The following is a 22,428-nucleotide window of genomic DNA, read 5'->3' on the forward strand; positions in this document are numbered from 1 at the left end:
TTATGCTTAATAGTTTATATATTTCATCATTTGTGATTATTGATAAAATGCAGATAGATTTTCATGATCATATGTCTGTATTAACAGGTGAAACCGGTGCAGGAAAATCTATTATTATAGATGCTATTGGACAGCTTACAGGTAACCGTGCTTCAAATACGATGGTACGTAAAGGAAAAGATAAAGCTATTATTGAAGGTGTTTTTTATCTTGAAAAATCAACGGAGCTTTTAGCTATTTTTAACTCTATTAATATAGATTTTGATAATGAAACTATAATAACAAAAGAAATATATGAAAATGGTAAATCACATATCAAGATTAATTATCGTAATGCGACAAATAATGCCTTAAAATTATTAGCACCTTATCTTATTCATATTCATTCTCAATTTGAGACTCAATCCTTATTTTCTGCTGATAAACATCTTTCTATTTTAGATCAATATGCTAAGATTTCTCAGGATATGATTGATGATTATCAATCTAGTTATAATAATTATAAGAAGATTGAATCTAAGCTAAAAATGATTTCTGAAGAAGAAATGAGTGATGAGGCTATTGAATATTATCAGTCACAGTATAATGAAATTAAAGATTTTTCATATACAGATGAAGATATTGAAGAAATTGAAAATGAGCTCAATTTAATGAAGAATTATGAAAAAATGAATCTTCATATTAATGAATTTGATAGATTATTCAATGGTTCACATGGTGGAGTACTTGAATATTTATCTGATGCAATTGATGAATTAAATCAACTTAAAGATTTCAATGTATTTTCAGATAGTTATGATCATCTTTATAATGAGTATTATAATTTAAAAGATATTTATTCAGAGATTATGAATCATTATCATTCTTTTTCTTTTGATGAGTATCGTTTTAATGAACTTCAGGAAGAATTATTTAAAATTCAAAAAATACAGCGCAAATATGGCTATTCTATAGAAAAAATAATTGCTGCTAAAGAAAACCTAAAAGAAAAAATAGAATTATCTATGAATAGAGAAAGTATAATTGCTGAACTTTATAAGAAGAAAAATCTGTTATATAATCAGGCAATTGAAAAAGCTAAAAAACTGCATTATTTAAGAAAAGATGCAGCTATTGAGTTTGAAAAAGAAATAAAGAATCAGCTCGAAGATCTTTATATGCCTCAAGCTTTATTAAAAGTTCATTTTGACAAAAGCTCTTTAAATAAGAGTGGAACTGATAAAATTATATTTATGGCTGCTATGAATAGAGGGAGTGCGTTTATACCTATTAGTGAGTCAGCAAGTGGAGGAGAGATGTCTCGTATGATGCTGGCTATTAAAACTATTACTTTTGTTGATAATGTAACAGATACTATTATTTTTGATGAAGTAGATACCGGTGTCAGTGGAAAAGCCGCTGATGCAATCGGTGCAAAAATGGAACAGTTATCAGCGTTTAAACAGGTGATTTGTATTACACATTTACCTCAGGTGGCGGTTCATGCAAAACATCATTATTCAATTATTAAAGAGTCTGATAATGCTGAGACATATAGCTCCATAAAAGAGCTTAATAATCAGGAAAGAGTTGCTGAAATTGCAAAAATGCTGTCAAGTAATGTGATTACTAATGAAGCAATTAATAATGCAAAAGCATTGCTTCAGCAAAAAAAGGATTTATAAATGAGAGTTATATTTCATATTGATTTAAATGCTTTTTTTGTGAGTGCAGAAATTAGTAAGAATCCGTCATTAAATAATCAACCGGTGGTTATTTCTAGAGATTCTAGAAGGGCGGTTGTTTCTACTGCCAGTTATGAAGCAAGAAAGTATGGTATTCATTCAGCAATGCCTTTATATCAGGCAAAAGAAAAATGCAAAAATCTCATTATTGTTAGTCCTCATTTTGATTTGTACCGTTCTCTTTCAAATCAGTTTTTTGATATTATACGTAGCTACACAAAAATGATTCAGATTGCCAGTATTGATGAATGCTATGCAGATTTTAGCGAAATGATTACCGAGAGTTATATGCAGCCATATGCTTTAGCTTATAAGATTCAACAGGAGATTTTAAATAAGCTGAATTTACCTTGTTCTATTGGAATTTCTCCCAATAAATTTCTATCAAAGATGGCAAGTGATATGAAAAAGCCTTTAGGTATAACAATTATTACAAAAAGTAATATTAAAGAGATTTTATGGCCTTTGTCTGTTAATGAAATGTATGGGATTGGTAAAAAAACTGCTCCTAAGCTTATTGAGAATAATATAAAGACAATAGGTGATGTGGCGAATTATAGTAATTACACTGTATTAAGGACGATTTTGGGTAGAAAGGCACTCATATATTATCAAAGAGCTAATGGAAAAGATGATTCTAAAATAGAATATGATGAAAGTGATGCCAAAAGTATAAGTCATTCTATGACTTTTGAAAGAGATTTAGATAGTCTTGAGGAAATAGAAGAAGCTTATAAGAATATTGTTCTGGCTCTATCAGAGCGTGCTAAGCAGTATAATCTGGTATCAAATCATATAGGCATTACTTTAAAAAGCGACTATATGCATTCATTAACAAGACAGATGGTTATTAACCACTATACAAATGATTATGAAGATATTTATAATTATGCTATAATACTTCTAAGAAGAAACTATTCTAATCAGCAAATAAGACTTATTGGTATAGGGATGAATGATACATTGAATATTAAGGATGTAAAAGTACAGATGTCTATTTTTGATATGACTTCTTCAAAAAAGAAGGGTGAAGATATCAATACTTTTATTGAGGAACTTAATGAAAATAATTCTCTTCATTTGATGAAAGCAAGTGATTTATTAAATAAAGGTTAAATATGAATGATATTCTACAAGATTTTCAAACTTACTTATTAATAGAAAAAGGGTTAAGCCGGAATACTTCAATGGCTTATATAAGAGATCTTTCTTTGTTTTTTGAAATTAAAAAGAAAAACTTTAATCAAATAACTGTTAAAGATATTCAGGAATATCTTCATTATTTGAATACTCATTATGCTTCTGCATCTATTCAAAGAAAGGTTATTTCATTAAGACAGTTTTTCTCTTATTTATATAAGGAAGAATTAATTAAAGAAAACCCGTTATCATCAATAGATCTTCCTAAAACACAAAAGAAGCTTCCATCAGTATTATCTATTAAAGATATTGCTGCTATGCTTCATTCTCTTGATATAGCCAGCATTAAAGGAATGAGAGATTATTGTATGATTTCATTGCTTATTTCTTCCGGAATAAGAGTATCCGAGCTTATTAATGTGAAGACAAATGATTTCTCAGAAAAAATGAGACAGATAAAAATTATTGGAAAAGGAAATAAAGAGCGTATTGTTCCTTTAGATGATATAACATGTAAACTGATCCATGATTATTTAAATTCTGCAAGGCTTGCATTAAATAAAAAAAAATCAGTCTATATATTTTTAACTGAAAAAGGAGAAAAAATATCTCGTGAGAATTTTTATCGTATTTTATCTCATATATCATTAAAAGCAGGAATTAAGGCTTCTGTTTCTCCTCATAAGCTTAGACATACATATGCGACAACTTTATTAGAAGGAGGAGCGAATTTAAGAAGTATTCAAGAGCTATTAGGACATAGTAATTTAGTAACTACAACAATTTACACTCATATAGCAAATGAGAAGCTTGTTGAAGATTATAACAGATTTCATCCAGGTAATAGAAAGAAGGTAGGTAAAAATGAATAAAGAGTATAAACGTATATTTGTGATAGTCTGTGATTCAATGGGAATTGGCAATGCTGAAGATGCAGAAAAGTTTGGTGATAAAGGTGCTAATACCATTGCTCATATCTGCGATGTTTGTGGTGGATTAAAAGTTCTTAATCTTGAAAGATTAGGATTAGGAAATCTTGGTAATTTTAAAGGCATTCACCCTATAAAACATCATTTAGGTACTATTGCTGCTTTAAAAGAAGTATCAAATGGAAAAGATACAATGACAGGACATTGGGAGATGATGGGACTTAAAGTAGAGAAGCCATTCCTGACGTTTACTGAAACTGGATTTCCTGAAGAATTTATTAAACTATTTGAAGAAAAAACAGGCAGAAAATGCTTAGGTAATTATGCGTCAAGTGGTACAGTTATTTTAGATGAATTAGGAGAAGAACAGATTAAGACCGGTCAATGGATTGTTTATACATCTGCTGATTCTGTATTTCAGATAGCTGCTAATGAGGAGATTATTTCATTAGAAGAACTCTATAAAGCTTGTGAAATCGCAAGAGATCTTTTAATGAAAGATGAATGGAAAGTAGGAAGAGTGATTGCCAGACCTTATATAGGCAAGAAAAAAGGGGAGTTCAAAAGAACACCACATCGTCATGATTATGCCTTAAAACCATTTAATAAGACTGTATTGGACAGTTTAAAGGAAAATGGATATGATGTTGTTGGAGTTGGTAAAATACCTGATATATTTGACCATGCAGGAATTACAGAAGAAATCCATACTGATAATAATATTGATGGCATGAATAAAACTATTGATTTAGCTAAAAAAGATCATAAAGGACTGATTTTCGTAAATTTAGTTGATTTTGATGCTGTTTATGGTCATCGAAGAGATCCTATTGGTTATGGAAATGCTATTGTTAAATTTGATGAACAATTAACTGATCTAATGAAAGAAATGAATGATGATGATTTGCTGATGATTACGGCAGATCATGGCAATGATCCTACATGGACTGGTACTGATCATACCAGAGAGCATGTACCATTAATTATCTATAGCAAAACTCTAATGAATCCAGTTAATTTAGGAGTTTTGGAAAGCTATGCAGTGATTGGAGCTACAATTGCAGATAACTTTAATGTAGAGAATCCTGGTATTGGATATTCAATTTTAAATGAATTAAAGAGAGATGATAATGGATAATAATCCTAGAAAAGTTATTATCTTGTCATTAGCTGCAACATTGTTAGGTTTATTATTATTTATCTTTGGATTAAGCATTTCACATAAGAGATTTATTCTAGATATTATTTATTATTTGCTTTGTACTAGTATGGTTATTGTTTCTAGTCTAGCACTATATAATAATTATAAAAAAGAAAAATATATTATCTACTTATATATATTATGTATAAATTTATTCCTAATAGTATTGTCTAGTTTCTATATAATAGTTAATCATATACTATAAAAATTACATAATATACATTATGCGAAGTTATATGTTATTTAAACAGAAGTAATCATGATTACTTCTGTTTTTCTTTTTTAGTATATTTCATTTATAAATCTAGTGCTTATTGGTGTATGAGATTCTTGATTGCACATCATAGCAGTTATCTCTTTTACTTTAACATGGATATTTAAATCATTTTGACATTCGATAAAAATCTCTTTATGAAAAGAACTGGAAATTAAGGAAAGGATATCTTCTAACTGTCTTAATATAATAAATTCACTAATATATAACTCTTCTTCTGTTTCATGATAAATCATATAGCCAATATCTTGATGATTACTTTTAAAGCCTATAATATTCTCATGATAAGCTTCTAAGCGAATTTTAAGATCATGATAATATTTTTTATCTCTTATTCCATATTCTTTATAATCTTTACAGTATGCCATATAAATAGATAAATAATCACAGTTATTATCGAATATTGCATTGCTTTCTTTTCGATATTCTGATTTTTGTAGCTGAATAAGCTGATGAGTATGAGAAGCTTTAAAACCAAATGACTGATAGATTTCAGGATGATAAGCCTGAAGATATAATCTTTTATCTTTATAATCATCTAATACTCTATTCATGAGCTTTTTCATTAATCCTTGATTTTGATAAGGCCGATCTGTTACAACACCGTATATAAAATAACAATCTTTATAACCACTGACAGATAATGAATGAATCTGTAAAGCGCTAATTATTTTATGATGAAAACTAATAACATAGGTATTTTCAGGATTATACTGATAATTAAAGACATATTCAGTGGATGATGAATCTTCATCTTCAAAATGATCAAACCATAATTTTTTTATTTTATTTGTATCATTCTTGTTTGCTAATCTAATATAGGATGAGTTAAAAAAGACTCTTGATTTTTCTATCATATGGGAAGGATGAAGTCTTTGTTTTGATATTCTGAGATTTTGAAGGCCCATATCTTCTTCCCTATTCACATATTGATAAGAAGAATATTCATGATCAAGAAATTCTTTTAAGATAGCAGGATATAATCCTCTGATAGTTTTATCCGCTTTTTCTACATGTATCTGAATTGTCGAATGATTTAGTGGTGAAGCAATAATAAAAGCTTTTAAATCATCATCAATAAATATACCACCTATTTTAATATCTAATAAATGATTACTGGACAATAAAAACATAATTCCATAAACTTCTGATGATAATGATTCACTAGCATTCTTATCAGTTTCCCATTTATTTAAACAGGAAAGTATTAAATCAAAATCTGAATCAATAGATAAAGAACGATACTGATGATTTGGATATTCTTTTAAGAAATTATTATAATGATTTCTTCTCTTTTGCATTTTTTTACCTGAAAGAGTTTTAAGCATATCTTTATCATAAACATAATCATCAAAGTCTCTAGTACGTTCAAATATAAATCTGTCACCATAAATTTTCTTTATTTCTTTTATAAATGATGGAACGGCACAATCAATCATAAATGTAAAATGATGTTTCTGGCTATAAGAAAGCATATAGTCCATAGCTTCCTGATAATACTTAGGAGTTGTAAAAGGCATAGCAAAGTATTTGATACCTTTATAATTATGTAGCATAATACAGAAATGTTCATGAATTTCATATTCAATATGATATTCATGATTCCACATCATCATAGTAACAAAATTAGAATTATAGCCTTCATAATCAGCCATATCTAAATATTTTTTAATTTTATTATAATCAGTTAATTGTAGCTGTTTCATAATTATCCGGAAATTCCGGATGCCTCCAATCCATATATTAGCTATTATAATTACTCTTTTTTAAGGATTCAATAAAAATGCATTTATTTAAAAAAGATTAAGGAAGTCATGAGACCTCCTTAATTCTTAAAACTATGTATAGGTGCAGGAATTCGTCCTCCCCTGTTTATAAATTCATCACATGAAAATTTATTAACATTCATGATAGGAGCGTAACCCAAAAGACCACCAAATTCAACTATATCCCCTACTTCTTTACCGATAACCGGAATAATACGAACAGCTGTTGTTTTTTGATTAATCATGCCTATAGCCATTTCATCAGCAATAATACCGGAAATAGTTGTTGCTTTTGTATCTCCCGGAATCGCAATCATATCTAACCCGACAGAACATACACATGTCATAGCTTCAAGTTTTTCAATACTGAGAGCACCTGCATTAACTGCATCAATCATTCCTTGGTCTTCTGAAACAGGAATAAAAGCTCCGGAAAGACCGCCAACATAGCTAGAAGCCATGACACCGCCTTTTTTTACCTGATCATTCAAAATCGCAAGAGCAGCTGTAGTACCTGGAGCACCAACTTTTTCTAAGCCCATTGACTGTAAACAGTCAGCAATAGAATCACCTATTGCTGGAGTGGGAGCTAAAGACAAGTCAATAATTCCAAAAGGAATATTCAGCATCTTGCTGGCTTCTAAAGCGACCAGCTGTCCAACTCTTGTGATTTTAAAAGCAGTTTTCTTGATTGTTTCACAAAGTTCACCAAAGCTTTTTCCCTGACATTGCTTAATTGCATTATGCATGACACCGGGACCGCTGACACCTACATTTATGATACAGTCACCTTCACTGATGCCATGAAATGCCCCGGCCATAAAAGGATTATCATCAGGTGCATTACAGAACACAACAAATTTAGCACAACCGATAGAATCCTGATTTGCAGTTAAATAAGCAGTTTCTTTAATAATTTCACCTATTTTTTTTACTGCATTCATATTAATACCTGTTTTTGTAGATCCTACATTAATACTTGAACAGACAAAATGAGTCTGTTTCATTGCTTCAGGTATTGATTCAATAAGCATTTCTTCAGCCTTTGTCATGCTTTTTGATACAATCGCACTATAGCCGCCAATAAAATTAACATCTAATTCTTTTGCACATCGATCTAAAGTTTTAGCAATCTTAATAAAATCATCTTTACTATGTGCACATGATGCTCCAATTGTACCAATCGGAGTCACAGAAATACGTTTATTGACAATAGGAATACCATATTTCTTTTCTATTGATTTTCCTGTTGGAACTAAGTTTTTTGCAATTTTAGTAATTTTATGATAAATATTATCACAGACATTATCTATATTTGTATCAATGCAATCTAGTAAACTGATTCCGACTGTAATTGTACGTACATCAAGATTCTCTTCTTCTATCATTCTATTAGTTTCAGAAACTTCAAATATATTAATCATTACTCTCTCCTATAAACGATGCATTTTTTCAAATATATTTTCATGCTGTAGACGAATTTTTACGCCTATATCTTCCCCTAATATCTTCATCTGCTCTGTTAACTTATTAAAAGAAGTATCGGAATTAGAGGTATCAACTATCATCATCATATTAAAATAACCTTGGATAATAGTTTGAGAAATATCAAGAATATTAATTTTCTTTTCTGCTAAAAAAGTGCATACCTTACCAATAATTCCTACCTGATCTTTACCTACAACTGTAATAATACCTTTTTCCATCAATTTCAGCTCCTATCTGTAATGTATCAATATTATAGCAAATATAAGTAAAGAAAAAAAGGAGTTTCCATATGGAACCTCCTCTTCTAAATTATCTTAACCTAACATTTTTAACGCTTTCGCAAGAACAGCTTTACCATTCATTGTTCCGTAATCTCTCATGTCGATAACATCAACAGGGATTGGACCTGCTTTTCTTGAAGCAGCTAATTTCTCGATTGCTGTTTTCTGGAATCTTACCTGTGGGCCAAGTAAAATACAATCAACTTCTTCTAATACTCTTGGTGCATCAGAGAAAGGTAATGCAAAGATTTTAGTTTCTTCACCTAATTCTTTAGCTGCTGCTTCCATTTTAGTTACTAATAAACTTGTAGACATACCAGCTGAACATACTAATAAAATAGTTTTCATTTCTTATTACTCCTTTTTTTAATTTCTATAATCATATTCTAACAACTTTTACTAATAATGTAAACACTTCCTATCAAATTTATCACTCTTTTGATATAATAAATTTACAAATGATTAATGGGAGAAAAGCATGAAAATACTAGTTGTAAGTGATACACATATGTTTAATGATATTTTTAAAGAAATTACTGAAAGATATAAGAATCATACTGATTTACTTATACATTGCGGTGATTCTTCCTTAAGAAAAAATGATTTATTGTTAAAGGATTATCATATTGTTGTTAGAGGTAATCATGACAATGAAGATTTTCCATACATTGTTTACAAAGACAATATTCTTATTACTCATGGCCATAAAGAGCATGTCTATGAAGGTTATGATAATATGTTAAAAAAAGCCGGACAGCATCATTGTAATATATGTTTTCATGGACATACACATGTTGCCAGTCATACAGTTATTGATAATATTCATTTTATTAATCCTGGCAGTACTATGATGAATAGAGGAAGCTATGGATTTGGAACTTATGCAATTGTGGATATAAAGAATAATCAGATAACTGTTACTTATTATCATCACACTCAGCACTACCCTGTCAATGAGATTGTTTTACCGGATGGCATAAAAATGCTAAAAGAGTTTAAGGAACTTGTTAAAGTGTATAATAAAAGAATGTGAATCTCACATTCTTTTATTATACAGAAAACTAATCTTCATTTTCTTGAAGTCTTTTTCGTTTATATTCAATAATAAACATTACCTCTTTAAGATCTTCATCGGGTAATTCAGATAATAAACGAGCAATATTTGCAATATTGTAATAATCGTATTTCTTACCACTCATAATTTCTTCAACGCTTCTACCGTAAAGATGAGAAAGAATACGCAATTCCCCTACTGTTACATCACGTTTACCATTTTCAATATCTGATATAGCAGAGTGTGGGACATTTAACTGAACTGCTACTTCTTTCTGAGTGAGGTGTTTGAAATTACGATATGCTTTTAATCGCTGGGCTAAATCCATATCTAAAGCCATCATCATTTCCTCCTATGTATCACATTATAACATGTATTTTTTGATAATTCAATTTAGGATATTATAAAAAATCTTATTTTTTATAATATCCACTTGTTGTATTAATAAATTTTTTGAGTTCTTTTAAACTATTAGAAAAGAAATGATCTAAAATCATTTGAGTCTGATTATTATCTTCATTTGTTAGAATAATAACTCTATTTCCTTTCTTTATTTCAGGAAGATAAATTGCTCTGTTATGCAAAATATGATTTCTACATCTTTCATCAGTTAGGACATCAAATTTTTCTTTTTTTCTATCTATTAGAGTATATTGGTGTCCTTTACATTTTTGACAGTGTGGCACTTTCTTTCCAAAATAATGCTGGGAAATGAGACAATGCTCTGTAATCATATTAACTGTTTTTCCATAGACAGGAATAATGACTTTATTATGGTTGCTTATTTTTTCAATTATTGCATGTGTTATTTCATAAGAAGCAATAAATGGTCTATTAAATGCAGAAGCACTTAATGAATTGGTAATATTAAAACTTGTTCCTAAAATAAGGTCATGATCACTAAATAGATTTAAACTCCCATAATCATTAACTATTAATGATGCATCATTAAGTCGTATATCAGCTTTCATTTTCTTTAAATCATTATCTTTATTAATATGAGGCAGGTAAAATTTAACTGATGTTTGATATTTTTTAAATAAAGAAATAGCTTCATCAATATTTTTATCATAGTAGAAATAAACATTATTTGTATAGCTGAGAGCAGTATTCAGTTGTTCTATCTGATAAACTATAACATAAATATCATTTTCCTTATTTTTATAATTTTTAAGTATTATATCATTATTAATCTTTTTGTTATGAATACAGTTATTAAGGATCTGATTTTCTAAATCTTTAACAGCTTTTTTTCTTAAATTATTTAATAAAGTAATAGGAATAAACAGATTATCTTCAATATAAATATCAATATTTGATAGACCAAAAATAGTTCCTCCTAATTTAGATAATTGCTGTTTTATACGCTCCTGTGAAGTAGGATTATTTTTTGAAGATTCAATAAGAATATCACTTTGAATGGTAGAACAATATTTGTTTGTTTTTGCAGTAAGTTTAGCAGGTTTATTAAGAGAAGCTTCGAAGAACATATCTATATATCTATATTTTTTTTCTTTGGTTATTGTATTTAACTTTTTGATTGTTTCTAAAGATACAGTTCTTACTACCTGACCTTGATAAACAGGTATGTCAAATTCAATATCAATGAGATCATTAGGATATCCCTTTGACACAAGTTTACCATTCTTATACATTTTATTGACTGGACGACCGGCATCAATTGCTAAAAAGCGAATAGAATCTCCCTGATTCAATGATTTATTTAATCTAATATGAACCAGATGATTCATTTTAGAATAACCGGTCACTTTACCGATTGCTATTCCTCTATTGCCGGAAAATGAAGTATCAATAATTGTCTGATCATGAAAAGGAAAACCGGAGGTATATTTTCTATTAAACATTTGTTTCATGTCATAGATATCTTCATCATTATAATTAGGTGTATTCTTAATTAAATGATCAATTGCCTTGCGATAAGCTTTGGTAATAGCAGCTACATATTCAGGTTTTTTCATACGTCCTTCCAGTTTAAGAGATGTTACCTCTGCTTTAATATATTCTGCTATATTATCTATCGTACATAAGTCTTTTGGTGATAAAAGAAAAGAATAGTCATCAATAAGAGTCTGATCTTCTTCTAGCTGATATGGCAGACGGCATGGCTGGGCACAGGCTCCTTTATTACCGCTTCTATGCCCTATCATGCTACTCATTAGACATTGTCCTGAATAAGAGACACATAGAGCTCCGTGTGCAAATACTTCTATTTCAAGACTTGTATGACTACATATATATTTAATTTCTTCAATAGTATTTTCTCTGCTTAAAACAATTCTCTTAACTCCAAGGCTTTCAAAATAATGAACGGCTTCTAAAGAATGAATAGTCATTTGGGTAGATACATGAATTTCAAAATCAGGATATCTATGTCTGACCAGCTTTAACAATCCTATATCAGCGATCAGTAAAGCATCCGTTTGATATTCATATAGTGCATCTAACAATTTAATAAGTTCAGGAAGATCCTGATCATTATAAAGGACATTGATTGTCACAAAAATACGCACATCTCTAAGATGAGCGTAATCAATAGCTTCTTTAATTTCAGATAAGGAAAAATTTTTTGCGAAAGCACGTGCACTAAAGAGCTTTGATCCAAGATATATAGCATTTGCACCATTTTCAATAGCAGCTTTTAATGAATCAAAATCTCCGGCCGGTGCTAATAATTCTATACTCATAATGCTTTAACCATCTCATAACACATAAGTGCAGACGAACGGGAAGCTTTTTCCAAATACTGATCAAATTGAATAGAGTTGCTGCCTTTATTGTAAACATCACTAATACCTCTGGTAATAAGAAAAGGCTTCTTAAAAATAAAGCAAATCTGAGCAATACTGGCTGCTTCCATTTCAGTACATAAAGCATCAGGAATATTCTTTAAAATAGAATGAACTTGATCTTCCCGATAGACAAACTGATCCCCAGATGCAATGACACCAATAAATGCTTTCTGATTATTCTTTTCAAGTATCTGATGAGCTAATTCTATCATCTTTGAATCTGCTTCAAAATAGTGAGGCATATCAGGGACTTGTCCTATTGGACGGCCGAATCCGGTTAGATCAAAATCGTGATGAATAACTTTTTCTCCAATAACAATATCACCAATATTTTCTTGTTCTTTCAATCCTCCGGCTGATCCAATATTAATGACATAATCTATTGGATAATCTTTTAAAAGAATGGCAACAGATAAACTGGCATTAACTTTTCCAATACCTCCTTGAACAACTACAACATCCTTATCTGCCATTAATCCTTTATAAAAATGATAGCCGCAATCATAACTATCTTCAGTAACTTTCATTAATGATAACAGTTGATCAACTTCCTGTTCCATTGCCCCAATAATTCCTATCATACTATTCCCCTTTTCTACAGACAAATATCAGTCTTTCTGATTCTTCATTATACTTATCAAAATCACTGAATATTTCATAAGTAAAGCCAGTATTATCTAATAAACTTTTATAAATATCTAATTCATATGTTTTCTGATGATGAATTTCATCTATTTGTTCGTTATTCTCAAGATCATTAATAATGATATGATGATAAATATCTCCTCTATTATTACTAGTAACATCCCAATAAAAATCATAATCCTCATCATGTGATTCTTCATGGTAATTATCTAATATAATATTACATTTATACATACTATTAATATCAAAAATAAATATTCCTTTGGGTTTCAATGCCTGGTAAACATTGGAAAAAACCTTAATTATATCATTCTTATCAATAATATAATTAAGCGAATCACACAAGCAAAGTACACAATCCACCGGATGAGTGACTTGAAAATCAATCATATCAGCTTGCTGAACATCTAAACATAATCCTTCACTAGATGCTTTCTCGCTGGCTATATAAAGCATATCTTCACTTAAATCAGTTGCTAAGATAGACTTTTCTTTTTTGAGCAGTCTGATTGCAATTTCACCGGTACCACAGCCTAATTCAAGAAAGAAGTCAGCATCAGTATGCTTAAGAATAAAATCTTCATAATCGTTATAGAACTGTGGATCCATCAATGAATCATAGTAATAAGCAAATTGCTGATAACTCATTTAGATAAATATCCCTCAATATTAATACGCGGCATATCGCTCCATAGTTTTTCTAAACCATAATTATTGCGTTCTTCATCCTCAAAAATATGACAAACAACATCACCGCAGTCTATTAAAATCCATTTAGAATTTCTTAATCCCTCTATCTGTTTGATTTCAAAGCCGTTTAAAGCGCAGGAATCTTCTATGCTTTCTCTAATAGCTTGAAGCAATCGAACATTATTGGCAGTACATAAAACAAAAGTATCAAACATCGGACTTGCTTCCCGCATATCGATCGCAACTATATTCGTTGCCATTTTATCATCCATAGCTCTAACAATACATTCTAATTTATCCATTTTTTCACTCCTTCACATATTTGTTATAAACATCAAAGAAAATAGAATCTATTTTCCTGTTCTTTTTCTTTGAAAAATCATAAAACTCTATAAGAGCATTTCTAAAACCTTCATGAATATCTTTTTTACAGATTTCTATCTGCTTTGATGAATCATATCCTCTTAAAGGATCAAGCTTATCAGCACAATAAAGACATTTTCCTAATACAGACATATCACATGAAGCAGTTGTATGATCCTCTATTGCTTTTAATATCTCCTGATCATCAATAAGAAATTCATATTTGGCAATATAACTTGACAGCCATTGATGCCATATTGCAGGTGAGGTATGGAGATGATTAGGATAATAGGCTTTCATCATTTCTCTTGCCAGATCCATATCCATTTCTTTAGCAACATCATGCAATATACCTGCAATATATCCTTTAAGTGGATCGACATGGTTAAACAAGGCAAATTCTTTCGTAAGAGCAGCAACACTTAAAGAATGTTCATATCTTTTTTTCTTCATTCTTTTTTCAATCATTGTATCTAAATAAAGACCATGAGAAGAAATATAGCGAAGAACCTCCTGATCAAGTATTTCAAGATTACCTTCCCTTGCTTCAGTAGAACTAGCTAATATAAGAATATTTTCAATCTTAATAAAATGATATTTATCAAGATTAGGATGTTTTTTAGGATATCCCCCTCTATTAAACGCTACAAGCTGAACAAGGGATGGAAACTGTTCTGCCGATTTCCAGTAATTAAAAGCACAAACCTGATCCATACCAATCAAATAAAAGTATTTATTATCTGGATAAAGAACAAGTAATTTTTTTATTGTATCAATGGTATAATTCTTTTTATCATTTGAATCAAGTTCAATTCTTGATACTTTCACTTTATTTAAATTCTTAATTGCGATTTCAATCATTTTTATCCGGTCTTCATCATCAGCAATTTTATTTTCTTTCCAAGGATTATTCTTAGCAGGAATAAACCAGAAAGAATCTAAAGAAAGTGTTTCAATGGCTTTCTTTGCGAGAGCAATATGTCCTTTGTGAATAGGATCAAAACTTCCGCCAAATAACCCTATTTTCATGGCAGCTTGTAAATCCTTTTTTCTGATTGTTTGTATAAAATAATAGTATGTCCAATAATATGAACAACTTCAGCTCTTGTTTTTGAGCATATATCAATACTGACTTCATTTATACTTTGCGGACATGTCCCAAGAAGTTTTACTTTAATTAATTCTTTAACCTTTAATGCATCATTAATAGAATTAATCTGTTTAGTACTTGTACCATCTTTCCCTATCTGAAAAATAGGATTAAGTGAATGTGCCTCACTTCTTAAATATTTTTTCTGTTTATTTGTTAGCATATTAAATCATTCTCTCCCTCATAATAACATCGATACCGACAGGAACATGTATTTTAATGATTCCTAAAGCATTTACTGAAATAAACCCTAAGCCGGAAATCACAATTTCACATGGTTCTTTTACCATATAGCTGATTGTTTCAAAATCTTCTATTTTACTAATATCAATACCTATTTTTAATTCCATATGACGATTATAAAGATTATCAGCATTTTCAAGCTTTGTTCTATGAATAGGAAGATTTTTACTGAAATAGCAGGTAAATGAACCTTTATCTCCTAAATAATCCAATCTGGCTAAAGCTCCAAAATATAATGTCTGATTTCCCGAAAGCTGAAAAGTAACAGGACGAATTTCACTTTGAGGAATAATTTTAACTAAATCTTTATGAGTTACTCGTGATGTCATCTGATGATTATTAATAATACCCGGTGTATCATAAATTGCACTATTCTCATCTAATGGAATTTTAATCATTCCTAAAGTTGTTCCGGGAAATTCACTGACAGTAATAAATCCTTTTATTCCTCCATAATGCTTTAATAATCCATTTATAAAGCTTGATTTACCTACATTTGTAGTTCCGGTAACATAGACATCTCGACCTTTTCTCAATTCATTTATAGATTCATAAATAAGATCATAATTATAATTTTTCTTAGCACTTGTTATGATAACATCTAAAGGTTTAATAGATTCTTTTTTCAACTGCCGTCTTACATAACGCTCTAATTTGTCATCTTTTAATGATTTTGGCAGCACATCTCTTTTATTAGCAAGTACTAAAACATCATTAAAGCCTACATGTCTCATAAATCCGGGAATCATTGAGCCATAAAGATCAAATAAATCAACTATATAAACAACTAAAGCATCCTTTTGCCCTATCTGAGAAAGAATTTTAACAAAGTCAATACTTTCTGCTGATGTTTCTATCTTTGTATGGTAATGCATAAGTTTAAAACATCTTTGACAGAGTACTCGTTCATTATTAAATGCTTTTTCCGGCAAATAGCCGGGCTCTTTAGGACTGTTAGTCTGAATAATAGCTCCACATCCATAACATTTAATTTCTTTCATTACTAAATGCTCCTTTTTAAAATTCATCATCGTCTAAAAGATCTTCTAAAGTAATTGTTTTAAATTCTTTTATTTTCTTTATTTTATGATGTGTTTCTTCTTGATAAGGTTGTCTTGTTTCCTTATTATCATTAGAATAATTAAGTTCATCAAATAAATTATGATCTTCTACATTCATGTCAATAACCGGCTCTTTATTTTCTTTATCATTTTCCTTATCATCTGAACCTATAATCTGTTCATTAGCATAATAAATATAATCAATTTCACTATTTAGTCCTTTAATTGTACTCACACGATTGGCAGTGCCGGTAAAAGAATAATCTCTAGCATAAAGATTGAGAGGTTCCTGATTACTATAGAGAGTGAGCTGATCTTTCGTATGAGCAACGATACCTTTTATAACAATCTGTTCCTTTGTTTTTGGCTTTTTACAGACAATAATACCTCTAGCACCTCTTTTAGCCGCCGGGATATCTCCTACATGAATTCGCTTTATACCGGCCGGCTTTGTAAATAAAAGCAAGGATTCATCAACTGATGGATCAAAACAGCACATATAAGCAAGCTCATCATTCTTAATATTCATAGCTTTTACGCCACTCGCCTTTAATCCCATAACACTTACTTCTTCTTCGCTAAACAGCGTTGCATAACCGGCTTTTGTTCCTAATACAAGACCATTATGCCCTTTTGTATAGGCAATATCAACTACTCTATCCTCTTTTTTAAGATTAATGCATTTATAAGCCTTAGAATATCTTGAAACTTCAAAATCTTTTAATAAGACACGTTTAATCTGTCCATCTTTTGTCGCAATGATAATATAATAAGGAACATTAAAATCTTTAATAAGAACAGTACTGATAACTTTTTCATCATTGCCCATTTTAACCAGATAGCTAATATGCTTACCTAATTCTTTCCATTTAAATTCTTCAAGCTTATAAACAGGAATAAAACAATAATTACCGGCATCAGTAAATACTAATAAGGTATTCAGAGTTACAGCTTTATGCAATGAAACCATATAATCATCATCTTTCTTACCAAATGTATTATCTTCACTTGCTTTATAGCTTCGCTCAGAAACTTTTTTAATATAGCCATCTCTTGTAACTGTTACATAGCAATCTTCTGCAATAATCATAGCCTGTTCATTAATAGAAGTATCAGTGATGGAATCTTTTATCTCAGTAAGTCTTGGTGAAGGAAAAGCCTTCTTTAATTCTTTTAACTCATTGATAATAACTGATCTTAAGACTTTTTCATTATTAAGAATATTGACAAGTGTTTCAATTGTTTCCTGTAAAGACTTCAATTCTTCCTGTAATGCAACAATATCAGTATTTGTTAGTCGATATAACTGGAGCATTACAATAGCTTCGGATTGCTTTTCACTAAACTGATATTTATTTTGCAGATTTATCTTTGCATCAGCTTTGTCATGAGAATGTCTTATTGTATAAACAACTTCATCTAATATACTGACAGCATGAATTAGTCCCTCTACAATATGTTCTCTATTTCTTGCTTTATTAAGATCAAACTGGGATCTCTTAGTAACAACTTCGATAGCATGATCAATATAACCATCAAGGATCTTTTCAATTCCCATTAACTCAGGTCTTTTATCTTTGATAGCAACCATATTGTAATTATAATTCTTTTGCAGTTCTGTATTTTTAAAGAAATAATTCAAGGTATTAACAGTATCTACATCTTTCTTTAAATCAATAACAATTCTTAATCCGGAACGGTCACTCTCGTCTCTGACTTCAATAATACCATCAATATCTTTATTAAATCTAATTTCATCAATTTTACGGACAAGCTCAGCTTTATTGACTTCATAAGGTATTTCACTAATAACAATCTTATTTATGCTCTTTTCCTGAATAATTTCTGTTTTACTTCTAACAGTCACTTTACCTTTACCTGTTTTTAAGGCATTAAGAATATCTTTTTTTCCTTCTGCAATAGCACCGGTAGGAAAATCCGGGCCTTTGATAAAACCGGTTAATTCTTCAAAAGAACAGTGCGGATGTTTGATACGATGTATTGTTGCATCAATAACCTCTTCTAAGTTGTGTGGAGGTATATCTGTAGCATATCCGGCTGATATGCCTGTTGCACCATTTACAAGTAGATGAGGAAATTTTGCCGGCAATACAGTAGGCTCATATTCAGTATCATCAAAATTTAATGTTTCAAGAACTGTTTCTTTATCTATATCTTTAAGCAATTCCAGTGAGATCGGAGCAAGACGTGCTTCTGTATAACGCATTGCAGCGGCCGGATCATTATCAATAGAACCGTTATTACCTTGCATATCAATAAGCGGCATACGCATTTTCCATTCCTGGGAAAGTCTTACCATTGCTTCATAAACTGAACTGTCTCCATGTGGATGGTAATTACCAATAACATTACCCACAGTCTTAGCAGATTTACGATATGGCTTACCGGGAAGATTCCCTTCTTTATACATAGCATAAAGAATACGTCTTTGTACAGGCTTTAAGCCATCTCTGACATCAGGAAGTGCACGGTCTTGGATAATATATTTTGAATAGCGGCCAAAACGGTCTCCCATTATATCATCTAAAGACATAATGAGTATTTTATCTTTATTTTCTTCCATTATTTCCTCCTATGTATGTCTTATTAAATCTTTCTGATCCATAGTAAATGAATCAAAATCATCTTCTAAAGAGAATTGAACATTATCTTCTATCCATTCTCTTCTAGGTTCAACTTTATCACCCATCAAAACAGAGACTCTTCTTTCAACAAGAGCAGCATCTTCAATAGTAACCTGAATCAATGTTCTTGTTTCAGGATTCATAGTTGTTTCCCATAACTGATCTGCATTCATTTCACCTAAACCTTTATATCTTTGGATAGAATAGCCACGACCTGCTTTTCTTTTAGCTGATTCTAATTCTGATTCATCCCAACAATAAATAATCTTGTTTTTCTTACCCTCTCGTTTTGAAACCTTATAAAGAGGCGGCATTGCAATATAAACCTTACCTGACTGAATAAGTCCTTTCATATAACGATAAAAAAAAGTTAAAAGAAGAATCTGAATATGTGCACCGTCAGTATCAGCATCAGTCATAATAATAACCTTATCATAAGCAGAATCATCAGCATTAAAATCACTGCCATATCCGGCATTAATAGTATTAATCATGGTTGCAATTTCTTCATTCTTTATAATGTCTGCCATACTGGCTCTTTCAGTATTAACAACTTTACCTCTTAAAGGCAAAATAGCCTGAAATCTACGATCTCTACCCTGTTTTGCACTTCCGCCGGCAGAATCTCCCTCTACCAGGTATAGTTCATTTTTATGCTTGTTTTTAGACTGTGCTGGAGCAAGTTTACCTGAAAGAATTTGCTTTTCCCTTTTAGACTTACCGGTTCTTGCCAACTCTCTTGCTTTTCTGGCAGCATTTCTAGCTCCGGCAGCTTTAATCATTTTCTTAATAAGCTCTTCTGCTTCAGCTTTGTTTTCCTCTAAATAATAATTAATACGCTCCTGAGTCACATTTTCTAATATGTTACGAGCAATAGGAGATCCAAGCTTTGATTTTGTCTGACCTTCAAACTGGAGATACTGTTCAGGTATTTTAACAGATATGATTGCTGTTAAGCCTTCCCTAACATCTGTTCCTTCAAGATTCTTATCCTTTGTTTTTAAAAAATTATATTTTCTTGCATATTCATTAAAAACCTTTGTTAATCCGGACTTAAATCCCATTTCATGAGTTCCCCCATCATTAGTTCTTACCAGATTAACAAAAGAAACAATATTCTCCTGATACCCATCAGTAAACTGCAAAGCCAATTCCACTTCAATTTCTTTGCTTGTATCATCAATATTAATAACCTTAGAAATAGCTTTTTTATCATTATTAATCCATTCAATAAAAGCTTCTAAACCATTATCATAAAAATAACTTTCTTTTCTTTCAGGCTTTGTTCTCTCATCAATAAGCTCCATTGTAATCCCTTTAAGCAGAAAAGCATCTTCTCTTAATCGTTCACTTATTGTGGAAAAGTTAAAATTAATCTTATTAAAAATACTTTTATCAGGAAGAAAATGAATAGTAGTTCCTGTTTTATTTGTTTTACCAAGCTTCTTTAGCTTGCTTATCTGTGTAGCTCCCTTTTCAAATTTCTGATAGTGTATTTCACCATCACGATAAACTATTACTTCCAGTAATTCACTTAATGCATTTACAACAGAAGACCCTACTCCATGCAGACCTCCTGATGTCTTATAACCGCCTTCAGCAGAAAATTTTCCGCCTGCATGTAAAACAGTTAAAATAACTTCAGTAGTAGGTTTTCCTGTTTCTGCATTAATACCTGTTGGCATACCACGTCCTTCATCAGTAACAGTCACGCTATTATCTTTATGTAAAGTGACTGTAATCTTTTTACCATATCCGGCAATAGCTTCATCAATAGAATTATCTACAATTTCCCATACTAAATGATGTAATCCACGATGATCAGTAGAACCAATATACATTCCCGGTCTTTTTCTGACTGCTTCTAGACCTTTTAGTATTTGTATATCTGATTCATCATAATGATTATTTGACATTCTTTCACACTCCTTAATGACTCCTTATTTTATCATGTTTTTAATAAAAGTTGAAGATATAATCATTTAGAAATATCTGATACTATTTATTTTCTTAAAAAATTCATATGAGAAACTATGCAAATATTAAAAAGTCATGTATAATTTTTAAATGAGGTGAGCTTATGAATATACTAATAACCATTGTTTGCTTTCTCTTAAGTTATTTGTATGGGTCAGTTCCCTTTGCTTTAGTTATAGGCAAGTTATTTTATCATACAGATGTCAGAGAGAAAGGATCCGGAAATTTAGGAGGCACTAATGCCGGCAGAGTATTGGGTAAAAAAGCAGGTTTTTCTGTTATATTACTAGATGCCAGCAAATGTATTGTAGCAATCGCAATAGTAAAAATGATTGCATCACATTTCAATATTAATCCTGATATTATATACCCTTGTGCATTTATTTGTATTCTTGGGCACTGTTATCCTATATTTGCCGGTTTTAAAGGCGGCAAAGGAGTTTCCAGTGCAATAGCTTATGCTTTATATACAAACTGGATTGGTTTTATTATCGGTGTTTGTGTTTTTATGATAACTTTAAAGATCAGCAAATATGTTTCGCTTTCGTCAATTTTAGGTTCTATTGCGATTCTAATTGCTTCACCATTTATTGGATATAGCCTTTCTGGCATATTTACAAACTTATGTATCGTTTTATTGATTGTTTATAAGCATCGCAGTAATATAGAACGAATAAAAAATAAAACTGAAAATAAAGTTTCATGGCTTTAAAAAAACCAAGCAATATACTTGGTTTTTTATTTTGATGCATAAATAGAGACAGATAGCTTTATTTATACTGATCATTAATACTTTTCATAATTCTATTGATTTGTACTTCACTTGGTTTACGTCCCATTTCCCTAAACATTGCACGAATCATTTTTTCATTAATTGGCGGATTCTTTTTCAGATTTTTCTTAAAGTTATAACGAGCTAAGAAAAAGCCAACAATTGCTCCAATGATGGTACAAATAATATATCCAGCTATTTCCATTACTTACACC

At 30.5% G+C, this 22,428-nt stretch carries 21 protein-coding genes; 6 read left to right on the forward strand and 15 right to left on the reverse strand.

Going from position 1 to position 22,428, the window contains the following annotated elements:
* The first annotated feature begins 2 nt into the window (after positions 1-2).
* The 4 genes from recN to HMPREF9943_RS03945 are packed head-to-tail and all read left to right on the forward strand — an operon-like array spanning position 3 to position 4,931.
* Positions 3-1,664 carry a DNA repair protein RecN gene (gene recN / locus HMPREF9943_RS03930; RefSeq protein ID WP_004802227.1) on the forward strand — a complete coding sequence of 554 codons (1,662 nt, stop codon included), beginning with the start codon at positions 3-5 and terminating at the stop codon, positions 1,662-1,664.
* Entirely contained in the window at positions 1,665-2,840 is a 1,176-nt protein-coding gene (gene dinB / locus HMPREF9943_RS03935; RefSeq protein WP_004802228.1) for a DNA polymerase IV, read from the forward strand.
* Positions 2,841-2,842: 2 nt separating this feature from the next.
* A complete protein-coding gene (gene xerA, locus HMPREF9943_RS03940) occupies positions 2,843-3,736 on the forward strand; it encodes a site-specific tyrosine recombinase/integron integrase (protein ID WP_004802229.1) in 894 nt (297 codons plus the stop codon).
* Positions 3,729-4,931, forward strand: coding sequence for a phosphopentomutase (locus HMPREF9943_RS03945; RefSeq protein WP_004802231.1), 1,203 nt, complete (start codon positions 3,729-3,731; stop codon positions 4,929-4,931). Before xerA ends, HMPREF9943_RS03945 begins: the two co-directional genes overlap by 8 nt.
* A 345-nt stretch (positions 4,932-5,276) precedes the next feature.
* Here the strand turns inward: HMPREF9943_RS03945 and HMPREF9943_RS03955 are convergent, their stop codons facing one another.
* The 4 genes from HMPREF9943_RS03955 to HMPREF9943_RS03970 form a co-directional block, all read right to left on the reverse strand.
* Positions 5,277-6,974 (reverse strand): GNAT family N-acetyltransferase, encoded by a 1,698-nt coding sequence (locus tag HMPREF9943_RS03955; protein WP_004802236.1) that lies wholly within the window; start codon positions 6,972-6,974, stop codon positions 5,277-5,279.
* A gap of 119 nt (positions 6,975-7,093) precedes the next feature.
* Positions 7,094-8,458 (reverse strand): PFL family protein, encoded by a 1,365-nt coding sequence (locus HMPREF9943_RS03960; RefSeq protein WP_004802237.1) that lies wholly within the window; start codon positions 8,456-8,458, stop codon positions 7,094-7,096.
* 9 nt (positions 8,459-8,467) lie between these two features.
* Positions 8,468-8,740 (reverse strand): ACT domain-containing protein, encoded by a 273-nt coding sequence (locus HMPREF9943_RS03965; protein WP_004802239.1) that lies wholly within the window; start codon positions 8,738-8,740, stop codon positions 8,468-8,470.
* A gap of 96 nt (positions 8,741-8,836) precedes the next feature.
* The gene (locus HMPREF9943_RS03970; protein WP_004802241.1) at positions 8,837-9,151 is read right to left on the reverse strand and encodes a PTS sugar transporter subunit IIB; all 315 of its coding nucleotides are present in this window, start codon (positions 9,149-9,151) and stop codon (positions 8,837-8,839) included.
* Between the two features lie 130 nt (positions 9,152-9,281).
* On the opposite strand from HMPREF9943_RS03970, the gene HMPREF9943_RS03975 reads away from it, so the two are divergent.
* The gene (locus HMPREF9943_RS03975; RefSeq protein ID WP_004802243.1) at positions 9,282-9,836 is read left to right on the forward strand and encodes a metallophosphoesterase family protein; all 555 of its coding nucleotides are present in this window, start codon (positions 9,282-9,284) and stop codon (positions 9,834-9,836) included.
* A 28-nt stretch (positions 9,837-9,864) separates the two neighbouring features.
* On the opposite strand, the gene HMPREF9943_RS03980 is transcribed toward HMPREF9943_RS03975, so the two are convergent.
* From HMPREF9943_RS03980 to parE, 10 genes are all read right to left on the reverse strand, one after another.
* The gene (locus HMPREF9943_RS03980; protein ID WP_026624266.1) at positions 9,865-10,197 is read right to left on the reverse strand and encodes a helix-turn-helix domain-containing protein; all 333 of its coding nucleotides are present in this window, start codon (positions 10,195-10,197) and stop codon (positions 9,865-9,867) included.
* A 73-nt stretch (positions 10,198-10,270) separates the two neighbouring features.
* A complete protein-coding gene (locus HMPREF9943_RS03985) occupies positions 10,271-12,562 on the reverse strand; it encodes a U32 family peptidase (protein ID WP_004802247.1) in 2,292 nt (763 codons plus the stop codon).
* Positions 12,559-13,248, reverse strand: coding sequence for a 5'-methylthioadenosine/adenosylhomocysteine nucleosidase (locus HMPREF9943_RS03990; RefSeq protein WP_004802249.1), 690 nt, complete (start codon positions 13,246-13,248; stop codon positions 12,559-12,561). The genes HMPREF9943_RS03985 and HMPREF9943_RS03990 overlap by 4 nt, the downstream gene beginning before the upstream one ends.
* Position 13,249: 1 nt before the next feature.
* Complete coding sequence (locus tag HMPREF9943_RS03995) at positions 13,250-13,960, reverse strand: class I SAM-dependent DNA methyltransferase (RefSeq protein ID WP_004802250.1); 711 nt, start codon at positions 13,958-13,960, stop codon at positions 13,250-13,252.
* Positions 13,957-14,304, reverse strand: a complete 348-nt coding sequence (gene rsfS, locus HMPREF9943_RS04000) for a ribosome silencing factor (protein WP_004802252.1) — start codon at positions 14,302-14,304, stop codon at positions 13,957-13,959. Before rsfS ends, HMPREF9943_RS03995 begins: the two co-directional genes overlap by 4 nt.
* Positions 14,305-14,308: 4 nt before the next feature.
* Positions 14,309-15,394, reverse strand: a complete 1,086-nt coding sequence (locus HMPREF9943_RS04005; protein WP_004802253.1) for a nicotinate-nucleotide adenylyltransferase — start codon at positions 15,392-15,394, stop codon at positions 14,309-14,311.
* Complete coding sequence (gene yhbY, locus HMPREF9943_RS04010) at positions 15,391-15,678, reverse strand: ribosome assembly RNA-binding protein YhbY (RefSeq protein WP_004802255.1); 288 nt, start codon at positions 15,676-15,678, stop codon at positions 15,391-15,393. The genes HMPREF9943_RS04005 and yhbY overlap by 4 nt, the downstream gene beginning before the upstream one ends.
* Before the next feature lies 1 nt (position 15,679).
* Entirely contained in the window at positions 15,680-16,759 is a 1,080-nt protein-coding gene (gene yqeH, locus HMPREF9943_RS04015; RefSeq protein ID WP_004802256.1) for a ribosome biogenesis GTPase YqeH, read from the reverse strand.
* Between the two features lie 16 nt (positions 16,760-16,775).
* Positions 16,776-19,403 carry a DNA topoisomerase IV subunit A gene (parC, locus tag HMPREF9943_RS04020; protein ID WP_004802259.1) on the reverse strand — a complete coding sequence of 876 codons (2,628 nt, stop codon included), beginning with the start codon at positions 19,401-19,403 and terminating at the stop codon, positions 16,776-16,778.
* Positions 19,404-19,412: 9 nt separating this feature from the next.
* Positions 19,413-21,380, reverse strand: a complete 1,968-nt coding sequence (gene parE / locus HMPREF9943_RS04025; RefSeq protein ID WP_004802261.1) for a DNA topoisomerase IV subunit B — start codon at positions 21,378-21,380, stop codon at positions 19,413-19,415.
* Positions 21,381-21,544: 164 nt separating this feature from the next.
* On the opposite strand from parE, the gene plsY reads away from it, so the two are divergent.
* Entirely contained in the window at positions 21,545-22,153 is a 609-nt protein-coding gene (gene plsY, locus HMPREF9943_RS04030; protein WP_004802263.1) for a glycerol-3-phosphate 1-O-acyltransferase PlsY, read from the forward strand.
* Positions 22,154-22,211: 58 nt separating this feature from the next.
* Here the strand turns inward: plsY and HMPREF9943_RS04035 are convergent, their stop codons facing one another.
* Positions 22,212-22,418 (reverse strand): YneF family protein, encoded by a 207-nt coding sequence (locus HMPREF9943_RS04035; protein ID WP_004802265.1) that lies wholly within the window; start codon positions 22,416-22,418, stop codon positions 22,212-22,214.
* Positions 22,419-22,428: the final 10 nt, after the last annotated feature.

The sequence above is a fragment of the Eggerthia catenaformis OT 569 = DSM 20559 genome, assembly GCF_000340375.1.
GTDB lineage: Bacteria > Bacillota_I > Bacilli_A > Erysipelotrichales > Coprobacillaceae > Eggerthia > Eggerthia catenaformis.

Bases quoted from the DNA above. Each gene is read 5' to 3' on its own strand.
- recN (WP_004802227.1), top strand. From the start codon at position 3: ATGCTTAATAGTTTATATATTTCATCATTTGTGATTATTGATAAAATG.
- dinB (WP_004802228.1), top strand. From the start codon at position 1,665: ATGAGAGTTATATTTCATATTGATTTAAATGCTTTTTTTGTGAGTGCA.
- xerA (WP_004802229.1), top strand. From the start codon at position 2,843: ATGAATGATATTCTACAAGATTTTCAAACTTACTTATTAATAGAAAAA.
- HMPREF9943_RS03945 (WP_004802231.1), top strand. From the start codon at position 3,729: ATGAATAAAGAGTATAAACGTATATTTGTGATAGTCTGTGATTCAATG.
- HMPREF9943_RS03955 (WP_004802236.1), bottom strand. From the start codon at position 6,974: ATGAAACAGCTACAATTAACTGATTATAATAAAATTAAAAAATATTTA.
- HMPREF9943_RS03960 (WP_004802237.1), bottom strand. From the start codon at position 8,458: ATGATTAATATATTTGAAGTTTCTGAAACTAATAGAATGATAGAAGAA.
- HMPREF9943_RS03965 (WP_004802239.1), bottom strand. From the start codon at position 8,740: ATGGAAAAAGGTATTATTACAGTTGTAGGTAAAGATCAGGTAGGAATT.
- HMPREF9943_RS03970 (WP_004802241.1), bottom strand. From the start codon at position 9,151: ATGAAAACTATTTTATTAGTATGTTCAGCTGGTATGTCTACAAGTTTA.
- HMPREF9943_RS03975 (WP_004802243.1), top strand. From the start codon at position 9,282: ATGAAAATACTAGTTGTAAGTGATACACATATGTTTAATGATATTTTT.
- HMPREF9943_RS03980 (WP_026624266.1), bottom strand. From the start codon at position 10,197: ATGGCTTTAGATATGGATTTAGCCCAGCGATTAAAAGCATATCGTAAT.
- HMPREF9943_RS03985 (WP_004802247.1), bottom strand. From the start codon at position 12,562: ATGAGTATAGAATTATTAGCACCGGCCGGAGATTTTGATTCATTAAAA.
- HMPREF9943_RS03990 (WP_004802249.1), bottom strand. From the start codon at position 13,248: ATGATAGGAATTATTGGGGCAATGGAACAGGAAGTTGATCAACTGTTA.
- HMPREF9943_RS03995 (WP_004802250.1), bottom strand. From the start codon at position 13,960: ATGAGTTATCAGCAATTTGCTTATTACTATGATTCATTGATGGATCCA.
- rsfS (WP_004802252.1), bottom strand. From the start codon at position 14,304: ATGGATAAATTAGAATGTATTGTTAGAGCTATGGATGATAAAATGGCA.
- HMPREF9943_RS04005 (WP_004802253.1), bottom strand. From the start codon at position 15,394: ATGAAAATAGGGTTATTTGGCGGAAGTTTTGATCCTATTCACAAAGGA.
- yhbY (WP_004802255.1), bottom strand. From the start codon at position 15,678: ATGCTAACAAATAAACAGAAAAAATATTTAAGAAGTGAGGCACATTCA.
- yqeH (WP_004802256.1), bottom strand. From the start codon at position 16,759: ATGAAAGAAATTAAATGTTATGGATGTGGAGCTATTATTCAGACTAAC.
- parC (WP_004802259.1), bottom strand. From the start codon at position 19,403: ATGGAAGAAAATAAAGATAAAATACTCATTATGTCTTTAGATGATATA.
- parE (WP_004802261.1), bottom strand. From the start codon at position 21,380: ATGTCAAATAATCATTATGATGAATCAGATATACAAATACTAAAAGGT.
- plsY (WP_004802263.1), top strand. From the start codon at position 21,545: ATGAATATACTAATAACCATTGTTTGCTTTCTCTTAAGTTATTTGTAT.
- HMPREF9943_RS04035 (WP_004802265.1), bottom strand. From the start codon at position 22,418: ATGGAAATAGCTGGATATATTATTTGTACCATCATTGGAGCAATTGTT.